The 17724-nt window shown below is 36.8% G+C and carries 14 protein-coding genes and 1 riboswitch; of the genes, 8 read left to right on the forward strand and 6 right to left on the reverse strand.

All coding sequences use genetic code 11. The features are described 5' to 3' along the window. Positions 1-31: 31 nt before the first annotated feature. On the reverse strand, positions 32-1783 hold the full coding sequence (locus AC1M36_RS10805) for an ABC transporter substrate-binding protein (RefSeq protein ID WP_479845849.1): 1752 nt from the start codon (positions 1781-1783) through the stop codon (positions 32-34). A gap of 107 nt (positions 1784-1890) precedes the next feature. Between AC1M36_RS10805 and AC1M36_RS10810 the strand changes: the two genes are divergently transcribed. Then, entirely contained in the window at positions 1891-3150 is a 1260-nt protein-coding gene (locus AC1M36_RS10810; RefSeq protein WP_479845850.1) for an MDR family MFS transporter, read from the forward strand. A 59-nt stretch (positions 3151-3209) separates the two neighbouring features. On the opposite strand, the gene AC1M36_RS10815 is transcribed toward AC1M36_RS10810, so the two are convergent. From AC1M36_RS10815 to AC1M36_RS10825, 3 genes are all read right to left on the reverse strand, one after another. Beyond that, positions 3210-3413 carry a hypothetical protein gene (locus AC1M36_RS10815; RefSeq protein ID WP_174101943.1) on the reverse strand — a complete coding sequence of 68 codons (204 nt, stop codon included), beginning with the start codon at positions 3411-3413 and terminating at the stop codon, positions 3210-3212. Between the two features lie 161 nt (positions 3414-3574). Beyond that, positions 3575-4774 (reverse strand): ABC transporter permease, encoded by a 1200-nt coding sequence (locus tag AC1M36_RS10820; RefSeq protein ID WP_336450733.1) that lies wholly within the window; start codon positions 4772-4774, stop codon positions 3575-3577. 69 nt (positions 4775-4843) lie between these two features. Continuing rightward, the gene (locus AC1M36_RS10825; protein WP_336450734.1) at positions 4844-6268 is read right to left on the reverse strand and encodes an amino acid permease; all 1425 of its coding nucleotides are present in this window, start codon (positions 6266-6268) and stop codon (positions 4844-4846) included. 151 nt (positions 6269-6419) lie between these two features. Continuing rightward, positions 6420-6602, reverse strand: a riboswitch (Lysine riboswitch). 229 nt (positions 6603-6831) lie between these two features. Between AC1M36_RS10825 and AC1M36_RS10830 the strand changes: the two genes are divergently transcribed. Then, on the forward strand, positions 6832-7491 hold the full coding sequence (locus tag AC1M36_RS10830; RefSeq protein WP_479845851.1) for an AAA family ATPase: 660 nt from the start codon (positions 6832-6834) through the stop codon (positions 7489-7491). Positions 7492-7865: 374 nt separating this feature from the next. On the opposite strand, the gene gapN is transcribed toward AC1M36_RS10830, so the two are convergent. Next, positions 7866-9311 (reverse strand): NADP-dependent glyceraldehyde-3-phosphate dehydrogenase, encoded by a 1446-nt coding sequence (gene gapN / locus AC1M36_RS10835; RefSeq protein ID WP_479845852.1) that lies wholly within the window; start codon positions 9309-9311, stop codon positions 7866-7868. Between the two features lie 690 nt (positions 9312-10001). Here gapN and AC1M36_RS10840 point away from each other — a divergent pair. The 5 genes from AC1M36_RS10840 to AC1M36_RS10860 all read left to right on the forward strand — a co-directional run bounded on the left by AC1M36_RS10840 (position 10002) and on the right by AC1M36_RS10860 (position 16668). Continuing rightward, positions 10002-11756 carry an ABC transporter ATP-binding protein gene (locus tag AC1M36_RS10840; RefSeq protein WP_336450737.1) on the forward strand — a complete coding sequence of 585 codons (1755 nt, stop codon included), beginning with the start codon at positions 10002-10004 and terminating at the stop codon, positions 11754-11756. Next, complete coding sequence (locus AC1M36_RS10845) at positions 11753-13753, forward strand: ABC transporter ATP-binding protein (RefSeq protein ID WP_431613031.1); 2001 nt, start codon at positions 11753-11755, stop codon at positions 13751-13753. Before AC1M36_RS10840 ends, AC1M36_RS10845 begins: the two co-directional genes overlap by 4 nt. 666 nt (positions 13754-14419) lie before the next feature. Further along, the gene (locus AC1M36_RS10850) at positions 14420-15220 is read left to right on the forward strand and encodes an amino acid ABC transporter substrate-binding protein (protein WP_336451013.1); all 801 of its coding nucleotides are present in this window, start codon (positions 14420-14422) and stop codon (positions 15218-15220) included. Next, entirely contained in the window at positions 15207-15905 is a 699-nt protein-coding gene (locus AC1M36_RS10855; protein ID WP_336450739.1) for an amino acid ABC transporter permease, read from the forward strand. The genes AC1M36_RS10850 and AC1M36_RS10855 overlap by 14 nt, the downstream gene beginning before the upstream one ends. A gap of 28 nt (positions 15906-15933) precedes the next feature. Further along, positions 15934-16668 (forward strand): amino acid ABC transporter ATP-binding protein, encoded by a 735-nt coding sequence (locus AC1M36_RS10860; RefSeq protein WP_336450740.1) that lies wholly within the window; start codon positions 15934-15936, stop codon positions 16666-16668. A gap of 50 nt (positions 16669-16718) precedes the next feature. On the opposite strand, the gene sasP is transcribed toward AC1M36_RS10860, so the two are convergent. Next, entirely contained in the window at positions 16719-16922 is a 204-nt protein-coding gene (gene sasP, locus AC1M36_RS10865; protein WP_174101963.1) for a small acid-soluble spore protein, SasP family, read from the reverse strand. Positions 16923-17473: 551 nt separating this feature from the next. On the opposite strand from sasP, the gene AC1M36_RS10870 reads away from it, so the two are divergent. Beyond that, complete coding sequence (locus tag AC1M36_RS10870; RefSeq protein WP_336450741.1) at positions 17474-17719, forward strand: hypothetical protein; 246 nt, start codon at positions 17474-17476, stop codon at positions 17717-17719. Positions 17720-17724 lie beyond the last annotated feature (5 nt).

The raw sequence follows: 17724 nt of genomic DNA on the forward strand, positions 1-17724 counted from the left end.
AAACAAAGGAGATCATATCTCCTTTGTTTTTTTATAGTTCGCTAGCTGATTCTGTTGGGTGAATCCATAACTTCGAAAAGTCTGTCCAACCAAAAGAGTCAATCGTTACGTTCTTTAAAGAAGATGGATATGTTTTTTTCTTAAAAACATGATAATTAAATAGAATAATATACTCTGTTTGAAGGAATTCTTCTATTTCATACATTAGTTTGTAGCGTTTTTCTGTATTTTCTTCCAATAAAAATGTATCTAGTAAACAATCGAGTTGTTTTTGATAGTGGGGATGCATAAAACGATTAATAAAGCAGCTGTTATTTTTAAATACATTAAGAAAAGCGATTTCTATATCTGAAGAGAAAACTTCTCCCATCAAAATAATATCAGCGTTCTGATCAATAGAGCGATTAGAGTAGTCTGAGACTGGGAAAGGATGCAATTCTACTTGTATACTTAAGTTTTGGCAACGTTCTTTTAGCCAAAGAGCATCATCGGCACTATCTTTAAAGGAGAAGAAATAAATATGTATCGTTTCACCTTGATAGGAACTCTTTTGTAAGTAATTTTTCGCTTTCTGTAAAGACCTGGATTGTTTTTCCGCTATCCTACTTCTTTCTGGAAAGAAGCTACATGCTGGAATAGTGCGTGTTCCTTTTAAATTATGAATGATGGATTCAACATCATATAGTTCTCTCCAAGCTTTTCGAAAATAAATATCATGATGTGGACCGGGTTTTGTAAAGTTAAATGCAGCATATATACAGCCAGTTTCTTCTATTTGTACATCATGTTCTTTTTTATTTTTATTATTTGGAATTTCACAATGTTTATGTATTTGTGCATGTTCTGGAATACCCCAAAACTCGATACGATCAACTAAAGCGCGTTCTTTAAAATAATCAGGAAATGCTTCTAATATCACTTGATCTTCATCATAACAATGTAATGTAAAAGCTCCTGTACCGATATAATGGTGATTTTGTATTTCAACATCATGGGGTAAAATGGCTAATTGCATCGAACTTACATAACGTAGAAAAAACAAGTTTGGCTTTCGGAGGTGAAAGTTTATTTGTAATGGTGATGGTGTTTCAATTTGTACAATTTCTTTTGTGAGCCATGCATAAGGAGATTGTACGTGTTGTAATCTTTCAAACGAAAATTGAACATCTTTGGAAGATAAAGTTGTTCCATGATGAAATTGGATTCCTTTTCGTAAGTAAAAAGTCCAGGTTAATTGATCTTCACTAACTTCCCATGTATGAGCGAGATGAGGCTCAATTTCTTCTGCGCTATAGTTATAAATTACTAATGTATCAAAAATTTGACTAATAAGATGACTCTCAGTTGTGATAGCTGCAAATGCTGGGTCGAGTGGTAATATTTTTCGAGAGCAAGGTATTTTTAACACATCGTACATATCGTTTACAGGTTGGTATCCAAAATGCTGTTGTAGTTTGTCTTCTAAGTTTTTTCGTAGAGAAGAAGGAAAAGGTTGTTTTAAAAGAAGGAAGACTTCTTTTAATTTATCTTGTTGTAAAAGGGATTCAGCATAAGGAATAATGACTTCTGAAATGGTATGGAGAAAGAGAATCTCACTTTTATTTCCACGTCCTCGTCCAGGTGTCCACGTAATTAAGTTTTCTTCACTCATTTTTCTAAGTAAAATTTTCACGTTTTTTGTAGTGCAATATAACATATCGGCTAATTCTTGCAAGCTATTTTGCATGTACTGTTTTTCCGGATCATGCAATCGTAGTTGAATATAATAGTCCATCACTTTCATGTTTAAACGACTCCTTCCCAATAAAAGGGGAATTTCTTTAGAATATTCTAACCTTTTTCTTCCACTTTTTCAAAGTAAAATGAATACCTATAAGGAGGCGGAAAGAAATGGGATTTTGGAGTATGCATCGCAATATAAAAATTAGAATTATAACATCATTTTTAACACGCACTGTATCAACGATGATTTTCCCGTTTATGGCGATTTATTTTTCAGTAAAGCTAGGCAGTGTCCTTGCAGGTGTTTTATTACTAATAAATGTAATGGCAGCGCTAGTCATTGGGCTTTATGGTGGTTATATTGGAGATCGATTAGGACGAAAAAAGGTCATGATTATAGGGCAAGTGGTACAAGTTGTTTCAATTGCTTGTATGGGAATTGCGAATTCAGATTATGTAGATTCACCTTGGTTAACTTTCATTTTTATGTTAACGAATAGTCTTGGTTCAGGACTTATGAACCCGGCAACAGAGGCAATGCTAATTGATGTGAGTACACCTGAGAATCGAAAGGTTATGTATAGTATCAATTATTGGGCAATCAACTTGTCTATTGCGATTGGAGCAATCTTTGGGGGATTATTATTTGAACATTACCGTTTTCAACTATTTGTATTATTAACAGTAGTAGCACTGCTGACGCTATATTTAATTGCTGTATATATGGAGGAGGTATATGTCGCTCGGCCAATTATAAAAAAGCAGCATGTGCTAAAAGAAATGGTAGAAAGCTACAAAGTCGTGATGACAGACCGGGCATTTTTGATATTCTGTTTGGCAAGTATATGTACGTTATCGTTAGAATTTCAGCTTAATAATTATTTAGGCGTGCGCTTACAAGAGGAATTCGAAACAATTCAATTTGCATTTGGAAATAACATTATTTTTGATTTAACAGGTATCCGCATGTTAAGTTGGATTTCTGCGGAAAATACGATTTTGATTGTTTTATTTTCAGCTCTTGTTATTAAAATGACGAAGCGTTTTAATGATTTGAAACTATTATATGTGGGCTTGTTTATCTATACAATTGGATTTACAATACTTGGATCAAGCAATAGCTTGTGGATTTTATTGATAGCTGGCCTTTTTCAAACAGTTGGAGAGATGATGTATGTACCTGTTCGGCAATCGATTATGGCGGATATGGTTCCGGATGATGCGCGGAGCTCTTATATGGCTATCAATGGTATGGTCTTCCAGGTAGCAAAAATGAATGGGGCATTAGGGATTATGCTTGGTTCATTCATTGCATCGTGGGGAATGAGTATTGTTTATTTTTTGATTGGTGTAAGCAGTATTGTATTGTTTATGAAAGCAATTAGAAGGAATGAATATCGTGAAGAAAGCATACCTCATCTTGGATAGAATTATACAAAAAGCGGATCATTTTTAGGATGATTCGCTTTTTATATAGCATTACGTTTCTAAAAAACATCTTCTTCAGCTAATGTATTGTTAGCGCGAGGATTCATTAAAAGATTTTTCAGTTCACCTACTTCAGAGAGAGCGACAAGGATATAGCCACTAATTAATACAATGAGTCCAATGACCCTTAATGTTTGCAAGCTAATTTCTCTTTTGTTTTCCTCGGAGTGATTTGGGGGCGTTGAAGTGTGCTTGTTGTTCATAGGCAGGCTCCCATCTTTTATATATGTGATCAAATATTTTTATACGATCAGGAAAATTCTAGTCATTTTCACTATATGAGAAATGCCTAAAAAAGTGATTAGAAATTAACAGAAGGGTGCTGGATAAGCATAAAAAGACCGCTATTTGCGGTCTTTTGTACTTATAAAGAAGCAATTCTTTTTTTTGCTTTTGGTACAATAATAAATTTGATGAAAAGCAAACTGATTAAGGCGATTGAAAAAGCAGGTAAAAGCTGCTGGATCCTGATTATCAGGATAACTGCAAATACCACTAGTTGAACGATTGCTAATGAAAATACAAGGGTAAGAAATTGATGTATTCGTGTGTCGTGTGAAATCGGATATAATGCTACAATATTATTTCCCGAAAAATATTTCCATAAGGCACGCAATTGCATAGAGGTCATATATAAGAGACAACAAGTAATAGCGCCCTTTGCAAATACATTCGGTACGAAATATAAAATGAAAGAACCAATGACAGTTAATCGAATATATATACCAAAATAATCATTTGCACGTAAGAATGATAAAGTGTTCAAATATAAAAAAGTAGCTTGTTTTTTATGTAAGATAGGTTCTAGCCAACTTGTTAGCCATATTCTTTGTTTCACTTGTTTTTTCAGCTGCGGAACATCGGTGAAAAAGTTGGCAAATTGGTAAAAGCGCATGTCCATTTTTTCTTCTTGTTCAATGATATATTCCCAGCCGATTCGTTTTGTTGGTTGTTTTACTGTATAAAGAAGTATAAAGGCTGGAAGTAAGAGAACAGCACCTAATAGAAGGACTGATACGGATTGAAAAAGCATGTAAAGAATCAGTGCATTGCAAGCGAATCGAATCATAAACCAGATGTGGCCGTTATCGTGATCGCGCCAGATCCAATTGATATATAGGTTCCAACCTTTTAGTAACATTAAAATGAAAAAGATCGTACATAAAAATGGAACGGTTGTCTGTAATGTTTGCATTGCCAGTGGTGTAATGATTAGAAACGTGAATAGCAATGGAAATAGCTGCATGACATAGTTATAGAGAAGAGATTTTTTGAAATAAGATGTTAATTTCTCTTCAAGTGCCAGTAAATAGATAGCATCGGGCTTTTGGATAAACGTGCGGATTTTACATCTCGTTATCATGATTGTAAGCACAGTTATAATGATTAATAATGCGATTCCTTTAGAAGGATAGGTTTTTAAAAACTTGGCGTAATAATACGCACCGATACATGAGATAAAGATGAAGCTATATAATAAACCACTAATCATCCGGAAAAAATACATCATGCTGTTTTGAAGATGTTTTTGAAAACGATCGTTCCACAGTGTTTCAATTGACATGTTTTTCACCTCTATCATCTATTATAAAGGTTTCTTTCGTGCATCAAAATAAAAAACGAACAAATTGCTTTAAGCAACTTGTTCGTTTTTATTTTTTTTATTTCGTTTCTGATCACGATTCATTAATGGGTAAAAGGCAAAGCCAATTACGAATAAGCCAATTCCAAGAAGGAATGTTTTTATATCTGAGGAGCCAGTTTTAATAACCCATAGTGCATAGCAAAGCGCAATGACTGCGACGATACCATCCATAATTCGTGAACCCATTTCATTTTTATATGTTTCACCAGTTACGACCAGTTTTAATTGGAAGATCGGTGAAACGAGATAAGGGATTAAGTAAGCTAAAGTTGAGACGGTAATAACGAATGTATAAGCTTCAGCAATTGTCCCTGATAATGTTGAGAATAGGAAGACTTGCGACATAATATTTGTCAGTCTTAATGAATAAATCGGACTTCCTTTTTTGTTTGTTTTTGCAAAGAAGGAAGGGAAGAAGCCTTCTTTTGCTGCTTGATACGGCACTTCTGAGCTTAATAAAATCCAGCCTAAGATCGAGCCGAATAGGGAAGTAAGAGCAAGGAGCGCCATTAGTTTTCCGCCGCCATGACCCATTGCAGCATTTAATGCGTCAGCTAATGGACGTTCAGACGCTTGTAGTTTATCCATATGAAGAACACCCATTGTTAAAATGGTAATTCCTAAATAAATGGCAACAGTTATTAATAAGCCAGCAACAGTTGCATGTTTTACCGTTTTTGGAGATTTCGCACGGTTTGACAAAAGAACAGCTGATTCAATACCGATAAATGCCCAAAGTGTTGTAAGTGCAGCTAAATTTACTTGTGAAAGCAGTCCGTGTGACACGCCTTCTTTATCAATCACTGGTGTGTACCATTGTCCAAATTTTGAAGCTTGAAATGCAAACAAAGTAACAACGATGAAGAGAAGGAATCCTGTTACCTTCGTTGTTGTCGCTAAAAAGTTTAATTTCCCAGCTCCGTTTACACCGTTTGTTAAAATCATATGTGTTCCCCATAATAAGAAAGAACAGATGGAGAATGTAATGAGCTTTCCAACTTCCACATCGAAAGTACCAATTGAAAATAAGAGACGTGTATCTTTCATAATCGGGAAGAAGAGTGATAAATAACCTGCAAAAGATGTAATAATAGCAACATTACTTGCCCAGTTTGCGACCCAGTAGCCCCAAACCATGCTGAATCCAGCCATTTTTTTCTTTTTTGGTGATGAAAATAAGGCATATGCGTGACTTTGTGGTCCTGTTGTTAAATCAGGACGACGAATTGCTAAATTACCGAAAACAAGAGCTAGCATTAAAACACCGAACCCTGTTGTTAACCAAGCTAAAGTAACACCGAGAGGGCTTGCTGTTTGTGCTAATGTACTTGGCACCATGAAAATACCAGCGCCAACCATATTGCCGACAACAAATGCTGTCAGTACCCAAAAGCCCCATTTTTTCTGTTGCATAAAAAATACCTCCAAAGTTAGTATAACCAAGTCAAGCGAGGAGATATGTATGTCTTCCAAAAAGGGAAGTAAGGTAAGCTTCATACAAAACAAAAAAAGCACGTGTCATTGTCGCTACGTGCTTTCTATCTTATAGGAAACCCACGACATACCTCTCGATAGCTCTCCACAAACAAATTGTTTGTGACAGTTCTGCACTTATTAAGTAGCAGACCCAGCAAGAATGCATGGTGGCCATTTCTTACTTCGGCAACCATTCCTTTCCCATTCGTTCATCGATGCCACTACATCTCCCGAAATGATACTCTTAATGACTGCAACCTCTACCTCACCGAGATACGAATGAGGATTTATGTATTAAATTTACGTATTTAAGGGTAACAAATGAATTTTTATACGTCAATGGATATAGTAATAGTCAGACTATGGCGAAGACTTTGTTATTATTAGAAGAGGGAGCTTTTTCGAAATAGGTTCTTTTGAAAAAGCTTGTCGATAGTTGTGTTAAATTTATGAAGTGTAATGTTTAAATATTATTTTATAAAGAAGAACGGAGGTGTGATATGACGTTAATTTGTTTGGAGGGTGCAAGTGGTATTGGTAAAACGGCAACGTGTAGAAATATTGCGGAATTGTACAATGCTTATGTGATTCCAGAAGTGAATTTCTTATTTCAGCGCCCTAATCCTGAACTGGAAAATTGGTATCTCGAAAGGCAAGTTGAAAGATGGCAAATCGCACAAGAAAAACTAAAATCGTATGATGTAGTTCTATTTGATGGAGATATTTTTCAGCCCATTTGGTATAACTGGATTTATCAGGGGGAATTCCCACAAACTTTACCGTTTTTGAAAGAGTTTTATGTAAATCAAATGAAACGAAAACATATAGGATTTCCGGATGTCTACATTCATCTTTCTACAAGCGAAACAGAATTAAGAAAAAGGAAAGAAAATGATACTACCCGAAGACGAAGTAACTTCGAAAAACATCTAAGTCTTATAGAACCACAAAAGCAGTATTTTCAATATATGCATACTGTTTCTCCTAATGTAGTCCATTTTGTAGATGCAGTTAGTATTGTAGAGAATATAAAAAGTATTTTTGAGATTGTGTCTAATTTGAATAAAGAAAAGCATAATAATGATTCTGTAACTGTATTTGAGAATGTAATGGATTGGTTAATGAACAGTGATCCTAAAGCATGTGAGATAAGTGAATAGGGGAATGAAAGAATATATATCACTTGATTTTCTAACATATATATCCACTCGCTTTCTCTTTTTGTTCTCACCTGGCATGGGACCCAAAAAGACACTGACCGCCTCTATCTATGGCCGGACGCTCTCTTCCCACCTAAAAAGAATGGTTTTTTCCCGGTTTTTCAATTTGTATTTATCCCGCATTAACGGGCAGTAAGACCCCCACCTCAAGATTCAGAGGGAAACGAGGAAGATAGGTGGGGGATCAACTGCCCGTAAAAGCCCGATTGGTGAGGGCTGATAATCAGTGGGGGATGAAGAAAAGCCCCACTGATTAAAGTTTCACTTTATATAAAAAGAAGCTAATCTACAGCCGTAGATTAGCTTCTAAAATGTTACATTAAGTTTAATACAGTTACTTTTTCACGTGTCATAGACTCAAGGCTCTTACGAATACCTTGTGCTCCCATACCAGAACCTTTTACGCCGATGAATGGGAAGTGGTCAGGGCCACGCTCTGTACGTCCGTTAATTTGAACAGAACCAGTGACGATTTTGTTTGCAATTGCAAATGCTTTATTAATGTCTTTTGTGAAGACACTTGCTTGTAAGCCGAAATCTGATTTGTTCGCAATTTCAATTGCCTGCTCATCAGAAGAAACGCGGATGATTGGAAGGATTGGACCGAATGGCTCTTCCCAAGCAACTTTCATATCTTCTGTTACATTGTCAATTAATGTTGGGTAAATTAAGTTACGCTCGCGCTTGTTACCGATAACGATTGTTGCGCCTTTTTCTACCGCATCGTCAACTAAACCTTGAACGAAATCAGCAGATTTATCATCGATTAATGGCACGATTGTGCTGTCTTGTTCTGGAGAACCAACAGTTAATGCAGCTACACGATCTTTTAATAAGCTAACAAGTTCGTCTGCTACATTTTCATGTACAAGTACGCGCTTGATTGCAGTACAACGTTGACCAGAGTAAGAGAATGCACCGCTTACGATATGTTTTGCAGCTTCTTGTAAATCAGCATCTTCACGTACGATGCCAGGGTCTTTGCCGCCAAGTTCTAATACAAGTGGAATCATCGCAGCTTTTTTCGCTAAGTGTTTACCCGTATTTGTACCACCTGTGAACGATACCATATTGATGCCAGGATGTTCTACTAAGTAGTCACCAATTACAGAACCGCGTCCAGTTGCTACGTTTACAAGTCCTTTTGGAAGACCAGCTTTATGAAGTGCTTCTACCATTTTAATACCGCTAATTGCACCTTGTGTTGCTGGTTTAAAGATAACAGCGTTACCCATAATAAGAGCTGGTGCAAGTTTTGCAGCAGATAAGTTTACTGGATAGTTAAATGGTGCGATGGCTAATACAACACCAAGTGGTGCACGTTGAACGATTGCAAGTTTAGATTTAGATCCGCCAGGGAAGCTATCACCCATCATGCTTTCGCCATGCATATGTAATGCTTCGTCTACAGTGTAGCGAATAAGATCTGCTGTACGAACAACTTCTTTTTTCGCATCTTTATAACCTTTACCGACTTCTTTCATTACGATATCGGCAATTTCATCTTGCATATTTACAAGCTCATCAGCCCATTTATATAAATATTTTGCACGATCTTGAAGAGATGCTTCAGCCCAGTCCTTTTGAGCTTCTTTTGCTGATGCAATTGCTTCGTCAACTTCCTCGCGAGTAATCGCTTGTACTTGTCCAATTACTTCATGTAAATATGGTGACGGAATATCAATTGTTTGCTCAGAAGAGCTTTCTCTCCATTCACCGTTTAAATAAAATTTGTACGTATTGCTAGTTATCGTTGTCATGATTCGTCCTCCTAAAATAGCAACTTGTAAGAGTGAGTATATGGTGATTGTAGGGGGTTTGAGAATATTTTTCAAACAAAATGTTTATGAAAACGATTTCTTGTATGATTTTAATTTTGTATGCCCTTTCTGAAAGGGGTTTACTTTATTTTTAAGTGAAACATAGGGTTTATAAATAGTATTAATAGATAATTTTTTCGAGTATGGGAAAGGGAGTATGTATTTTATATTTCTTGTGATAAAAGTTTGTTTTATAAAATAATAAAAAAAACAATTGACAGAAAAGTTCATAAAGTTATAAAATTAAAAATGGAAAATAAATGAAGGAGGTGTGCGTGATGATTGTAATTGTAAATATGACTGGCTTAGCTAGATTACATGGTGGAAAACGTTCATATCATTACGCAACCCGTACGGAAAGATAGTGCTTTTTTGTCTTTAAAAAAGCGTACGTTGCGTATTTCGTAACGTACGCTTTTATGCGTTTTTGCGCATATCGTCAAGCGGCGGTATGCGCTTTTTTGTCTCTATTTTTGGTTGTTTCCATACTTTGTATGGTTCCGATAAAGAAAAATATGGAGGGTGAGAAGATATGGTGAAACAGTATAGCTGGCGAGGTGTAAAATGGGGGGCTTTTGATAGCGGATAACAGAAATAGACTGAAACAAGATCGAGAAGGGAGAGATTTTATTGTTTTCAGTATTACAAAAGTTAACATGGTTTTTTAAAGAGCATTGGAAGAGGTACAGTATCGCAATTGGCGCGCTTTTAATTGTAAATGTAGTAGAGATAATTCCTCCAAAAGTAATTGGCTTAACAATTGATCATATAAAAATAGGATCTTTAACAAGCGAAGTAATTATGAAATATATTTGGATTTTAGTCGTGACGACGATAGTTGGATATATACTCACGTATGTATGGCAACATCAATTATTTGGTGGTTCATTTGTTCTTGAAAAAACGATGCGGTCAAAATTTATGGGGCACTTGCTGAAGATGACACCGACCTTTTATCACAAAAATCGTACGGGTGATTTAATGGCAAGGGCGACCAATGATTTAAAGGCGATTTCTATGACTGCTGGTTTTGGGATTTTGACACTCGTGGATTCTAGCTTATATATGCTAACGATTGTTTTTATGATGGGCTTTTCAATTAGTTGGGAGCTTACAATTGCGGCACTTCTTCCTTTGCCGATTATGGCATATGCAATGAACATATATGGGAAGAAGCTACATGAACGCTTTACAATTGCGCAAGACGCATTTGGAGATATGAATGATAAAGTGCTTGAATCGATTGCAGGCGTGCGTGTGATTCGTGCATATGTACAGGAAAAGGCGGATGAAGACAGGTTTCATAGGTTAGGAACAGATGTATATGAAAAAAATATGAAAGTAGCAAGAATTGATGCGCTGTTCCAGCCGACTGTGAAGATGCTAGTTGGTCTTAGCTATTTGATTGGTCTTGTATATGGAGCATTTTTAGTATTCCAATCAAAGGTGACGCTTGGTGAACTTGTGTCCTTTAACGTTTACCTTGGAATGATGATTTGGCCGATGTTTGCGATTGGTGAATTAATCAATGTGATGCAGCGCGGAAATGCTTCGTTAGACCGCGTTAATGAAACGTTAGCGTATGAGCCTGATGTGAAGAACGTGAAAAAGCCGAAGCGTGTACACGAACCAGAGTATATCGACTTTGATAAAGTTTCCTTTTCATATCCAGCTTCACCAGATATGAATTTGAAACATGTTTCTTTTTCATTGAAACAAGGAGAAACACTTGGCATTGTTGGGAAAACAGGGAGTGGTAAAACGACTCTTGTTCGTCAGCTTCTTCGTCAGTATCCACTTGGTGAAGGGGATATTACAGTATCGGATGTGATGCTAGGTGAAATTTCGACCGAGAACGTACGAGGCTGGATTGGGTATGTACCACAAGAGCATATTCTATTTTCAAAAACAGCACGCGAAAATATTTTATTTGGAAACAGAGAAGCAAGTGAAGAGGAACTTGAAAAGGCGATTGAAATTGCAGCATTCAAAAAAGATTTAGAGTTCCTTCCAGAAGGGTTAGAGACACTTGTTGGAGAGAAAGGCGTTTCTTTATCTGGTGGGCAAAAACAGCGGATTTCGATTGCACGAGCCGTTATTCAAAATCCAGAAATTTTAATTTTAGATGATTCATTATCAGCTGTAGATGCCAGGACGGAAGCGGCAATTATTGAAAATATACGAAGAGAAAGAAGCGGAAAAACAACCATTATCACAACGCACCGTCTGTCAGCTGTGCAGCATGCGGATTGGATCCTCGTTATGGATAATGGTGAAATCATTGAAGAAGGAACGCATAATAGGCTCGTGTTGAACGACGGTTGGTATGCGGAGCAGTTTGAAAGACAGCAGGGCGAAAAGGCCGGGGGTGAGGTGAAAATATGAATGTAGGAAAGAGGTTATTTCAGTATGCTATGAAAGTAAAGGGGCCCATTTTTACGGCACTAGCAATGTTATTTATTTTCGTTATTGCAGAGCTGGCAGGTCCATTTGTAGCAAAGATAATGATTGATGATCATATTGTCGGAATTGAGAAACCGTGGCATGAAACAGTGCAAGGTGAGGATGCCGTACTTTATAACGGAAATTGGTATAAACGGAGTGACCGTTTTGAACAAGGGGAACAAAAAGGAAAAGAAGTTCGTATTATACAGGTCGGTTTCACTTATTATTTTGTACCGAATAAAGTTGCAGCAGAGGGAACACGTTCTGTAAAGGGAGATATGATTACAATTCAAAGCGGAAAAGCGGCGCAAGTGTATAAAGCGAAAATGTTAACAGGTAAAGAAGTATATTCGTTTTATGAACCTGAGATAAAACGATTACTCTTACTTGGCGGAGGATATTTTGCATTATTGTTAGTTGTATCTTTATTTGCATATGGTAAGCAGTTCTTCTTACAGAAAGCATCGAATAAAATCATTCAAATTATGCGTGAGGATGTCTTTTCCCATATTCAAACATTACCAATTCGTTATTTCGATCACTTGCCAGCAGGAAAAATTGTATCGCGTGTAACGAATGATACGGAGGCAATTCGGGAGTTATATGTAACAGTTTTAGCGACATTTGTTTCTAGTTTTATTTATATTATCGGAATTTTTATTGCGTTATTTTTACTGGATATTCAATTGGCACTTTTATGCCTAATCATCATACCAATTTTAATTGTTTGGGCTGTTGTGTATAGAAAATATGCTTCTGTATACAATCATAAGATGCGTTCTCGATTATCAGATATTAATGGAACAGTGAATGAGTCCATCCAAGGAATGCCTATCATTCAGGCATTTCGTCAAGAACGTACAACGAAGAAAGAATTTGAAGAATTAAATGAAGATTACTTCAAGTACCAAAACAAAATTTTAAATTTAAATGCAGCGACATCCCATAACTTAGTAGGTGTCTTGCGCAACATTGCCTTTACGGGAGTTATTTGGTATTTTGGCGGCGCTTCTTTGAGTGCTACGGGAATGATCTCTTTAGGGGTGCTGTATGCATTTGTCGATTATTTAACAAGACTTTTTTCACCCATTACAAATATGGTGAATCAGCTTGCAAACTTAGAACAAGCGCGCGTTGCATCGGAACGTGTATTTGAACTGTTAGATGAAAAGGGAGAAATAGTTGAAGAGGAACGTATCCCACGTCTAAATGGAAATGTTCGATTTGATGATGTTTCATTTTCTTATAATGGGAAAGATGAAGTATTAAAAAATATTTCTTTCGAGGCGAAAAAAGGAGAGACGGTTGCCCTCGTTGGTCATACTGGATCGGGGAAAAGTTCCATTATGAATGTACTGTTCCAATTTTATGAGTTTCAAAAAGGAAAATTGACAATCGATGGGCATGACGTGAAAGATATACCCAAGCAAGCACTCCGTGAACATATGGGAATTGTATTGCAAGATCCATTTCTATTTAGTGGTACAGTTGCATCGAATGTAAGCTTAGAACATCCGAGGATTTCAAAGGCTAAGATTGTAAAAGCACTGCACGATGTAGGGGCGGAGCGATTTGCTAACAATATAGAAGAGGAAATTACCGAAAAAGGAAGCACGCTTTCAACAGGAGAGCGTCAACTTATCTCTTTCGCACGTGCGTTAGCATTCGATCCTGCTATTTTAGTGTTAGATGAAGCAACTTCAAGTATTGATACAGAGACAGAAGCGATGATTCAAAAAGCGTTAGAAGTTGTGAAGAAAGGAAGAACAACCTTTATCATTGCACATCGCCTTTCAACAATTAAGAGCGCAGATCAAATTATTGTGCTTGACCGAGGAACGATTCTGGAAAAGGGATCTCACGCCGAATTAATGGCGAAAAAGGGTCGTTATTACGACATGTACAAAACACAAATGGAAGGAAGCCAAAGTGCATAACTTTCACGAAATGTTCAGAAAACTTTAAAGCAATGTTTACAAATGCTCCCGTCTCTTTCCTTATCCATGTGATATGTTGGAGGAAAGGAGGAGATAGGGATGGAAGAGTTATCAGTAACATTTAACATTGCTTTCTTTTTATTATTGTGCGGGATGATTGGATATTGTGTATTAGAGTCTTGAGAGAGCTTGCTGGTTTAGCAAGCTCTTTTTTTAGTGGGGATAGCTGCCTCTTGTTTTTGTCGTTATGTGTCGGAGCGTCGATATCTTTTGTCGAATCGCTGATATATTTCAATTTGCGCCGATATATTGTGAGAAACGGTCGATATATTTGAAAAATCGCTGATAAAATTTCATTTACTAATTCTCTAGCAACTCAATTCCGGATATGAAGGACAAAAGAATCCTCCTGACCGCATCTATGCATGGTGGGGGTCCTCTCTCCCACCCAAAAAGAAAAGTTTTTTTGTTTTACCTTTTTCTTTATAAATGCTATATTTAAACATGTTACTTATTTTTTGTATGTATCGATTTTGTATCATTCTGTTTGATTATGAAGAAAAAGGATACACTAATGACGAACATTTTCATTGAAAAATTGTTCAAGATTGCATACAATCAATATAGTTTTTAAATTCCTATCAGAATACTTGGAGGATTAACATGATGAAGAAATTATTTTCAGTGTTTGCAGTAGCTACTCTCGCAGTTGGAATTGTAGCGGGCTGTGGCAACGGAGAGAAAAAAGATACAGCTACTAGTCAAGATGCATTACAACAAATTAAAAAGAACGGTGAAATTGTTGTTGGTACGGAAGGTACATACCCACCGTTTACATTCCACGATGGAAGTGGGAAATTAACTGGATTTGACGTTGAGTTAACAGAAGAAGTTGCAAAACGTCTAGGTGTGAAGCCAGTATTTAAAGAAACGCAATGGGACAGCTTACTTGCTGGACTAGATGCAAAACGTTTTGATATGGTTGCGAATGAAGTTGGAATTCGTGAAGATCGTCAAAAGAAATATGACTTCTCTAAACCATATATTTCTTCTTCAGCAGCGCTTGTCGTTCGAAAAGACAAAGATAAGCCAGCATCATTTACAGATATTAAAGGTTTGAAAGCAGCGCAGTCCTTAACAAGTAATTACGCGGAAATTGCAAAGAAAAATGGCGCGGAAATCCAGGGGGTAGAAGGATTTAGCCAAGCGGTAGAATTACTTAACTCAGGACGTGTTGATTTCACAATCAATGACAAGTTATCAGTTTTAAACTATTTAGAAACGAAAAAAGATGCAAACATTAAAATTGCAGCAACAGAAAAAGAAGCATCACAAAGTGGGTTCTTATTCCGTAAAGGTAGCGATACATTAGTACAAGAAGTAGATAAAGCGTTAGAAGAGATGAAAAAAGATGGTACGTATGACAAAATAACGAAAAAATGGTTCGGTGAAAATGTATCTAAGTAGTGCAGTCGTTACAGATCGATTATCTACATGGATAGATATTATGCAAGCATCCTTCATGCCTATGCTGGAGGGTGCTCTTTTCACGACGATTCCATTAACGCTTATCACATTTGTGATTGGTATTATATTGGCGACCTTGACGGCTTTAGCTCGTATTTCAAATAGTCGTTTGCTGCAATGGATCGCTCGTATCTATGTATCTATTATTCGCGGAACACCACTTCTTGTACAATTGTTTATTATTTTCTATGGACTTCCAACTTTAAAAATTGAGATTGATCCATATCCAGCAGCTGTTATTGGATTTTCATTAAATGTTGGTGCGTATGCATCTGAAATTATTCGTGCATCCATTTTATCTATTCCAAAAGGGCAATGGGAAGCAGCGTATACAATTGGGATGACATACCCGCAAGCATTAAAACGTATTATTTTACCACAAGCAACACGTGTATCGATTCCGCCGCTTTCCAATACTTTTATTAGCTTAGTGAAGGATACTTCATTAGCATCGTTAATTTTAGTAACAGAGATGTTCCGAAAAGCACAGGAAATCGCATCGATGAACTATGAGTTTTTAATTGTTTATTTTGAAGCAGGCCTTATTTATTGGGTAATTTGTTTCTTACTATCTATCGTGCAACAAATATTAGAAAAACGTTCAGAGCGTTATACTTTAAAATAATCCTTTCATAAAAGGAGTTTTTGTTTTTATGATTTCAATTCAACATTTACAGAAAAGTTTCGGAGATAATACCGTACTAAAACATATAGACTTATCAGTTGAAAAAGGCGAGGTAGTCGTAATTATTGGGCCATCTGGTTCAGGTAAGACAACATTTTTACGTTGCCTAAATGTATTAGAGACGCCAAATGCGGGTGTTGTTCGTATTGGTAATAAGGAACTGGACTTCTCAAAGAAAATAACGAAGAGCGATATTGTAAATCTTCGTACGCAAACGGGTATGGTGTTCCAGCATCATAATTTATTTCCTCACTTAACAGCGATTCAAAATGTAATGGAAGGGCTTGTTACAGTGAAAAAAATGGGGAAAGAAGATGCGAAGAAAAAAGCGACGTATTTCCTTGAGAAGGTTGGACTTGGTGACAAAATGGATTTATATCCATTCCAGCTGTCAGGCGGACAACAGCAGCGCGTAGGGATCGCCCGTGCGCTAGCTATGGAACCAGAGGTTTTATTATTTGATGAACCAACGTCAGCGTTAGATCCAGAACTTGTGCAAGAGGTCCTAAAAGTCATGAAGGAACTTGCAAAAGAAGGAATGACAATGGTGATTGTAACGCACGAGATGCGCTTTGCTCATCAAATTGCGAACCGTGTGATCTTTATGGATGGCGGCGTTGTTGTAGAACAAGGAACGCCAGAAGAGGTATTTACTACTCCGAAAGAAGAACGCACAAAGAAATTCCTGCAAATGCTTCAGTAAATAGAAAGGTCTCAGGGCGAATGCTCTGAGACCTTTTTTGCCATATATATTTATTTTTGGAATCCACCAAGGCTTTGTTCAGCCATTGCTACTAAACGTTTTGTGATTTCGCCACCAACAGAACCGTTTGCACGAGCTGTAGAGTCTGCTCCTAATTGTACACCAAATTCTTGAGCGATTTCGTATTTCATTTGATCGATTGCAGCTGATGCACCTGGTACTACTAATGGATTTGAAGAATTTTGGTTTGCCATAGGAATATATCCTCCTTAGAGTATAAAAGTTTTTTGGTTGGATTAGCTGGAGTTGAACCAGATGATCGCCCCGTTTGGCGCCAATCCATCGGTTGTGGTGAATGTACTCATAGTATGGATGTTACCTAGAAAGATATGCGAAATAATAATTTGTAAATTTTGTAAATATATAAACCGCCGTTATGGATAATTAAAGATGATCTGCACTCTTTTTCTCTATTGGTTTTCACGTGGCATGGGGCAGGAAAAGAATCTGATCGCTTCCATGCATGACCGGATACTCTCTAAAAAGAAAGGTTTTTCAATTTGTATTTATATACATCTATTTCAATCTTTCCACACATGAATCATGGTTATGAAAACAAAAGCAGATTTCCACTCGCTTTCTCTTTTTGTTTTCACATGGCATGGGGCGAAAAAAGGAACTGCCCGCTTCTATGCATGGCCGGATGCCCTTTCCCACCTAAAAAGAAGGTTTTTTAATTTGTATTTTTCTAAAAGAAGGTCACACTAATCATAAATAGGAAACCTCTATGATTGGAGGAGTTGTAATGGCGATATGTCCACTTTGTAATGCATTGGAGTCTCAAACATATTCTTGCCGGGTTTGTACGAATGTACTCCAAGATTATGGAAAAGTTGTCGATTATATAGATGACTATAGTGCGTACATGGATCAAGATTTGTTAACAGCAGTAGACGGTTTAACGAGGGAGAATTCGGAGAAATATTGTGTTCATGTTTTTTATTGTGGGACATGCGGAACACAAACTGAATTAACAGTGAAATTGATATAATGAAA

Source organism: Bacillus sp. Medicinal_06 (assembly GCF_056711665.1).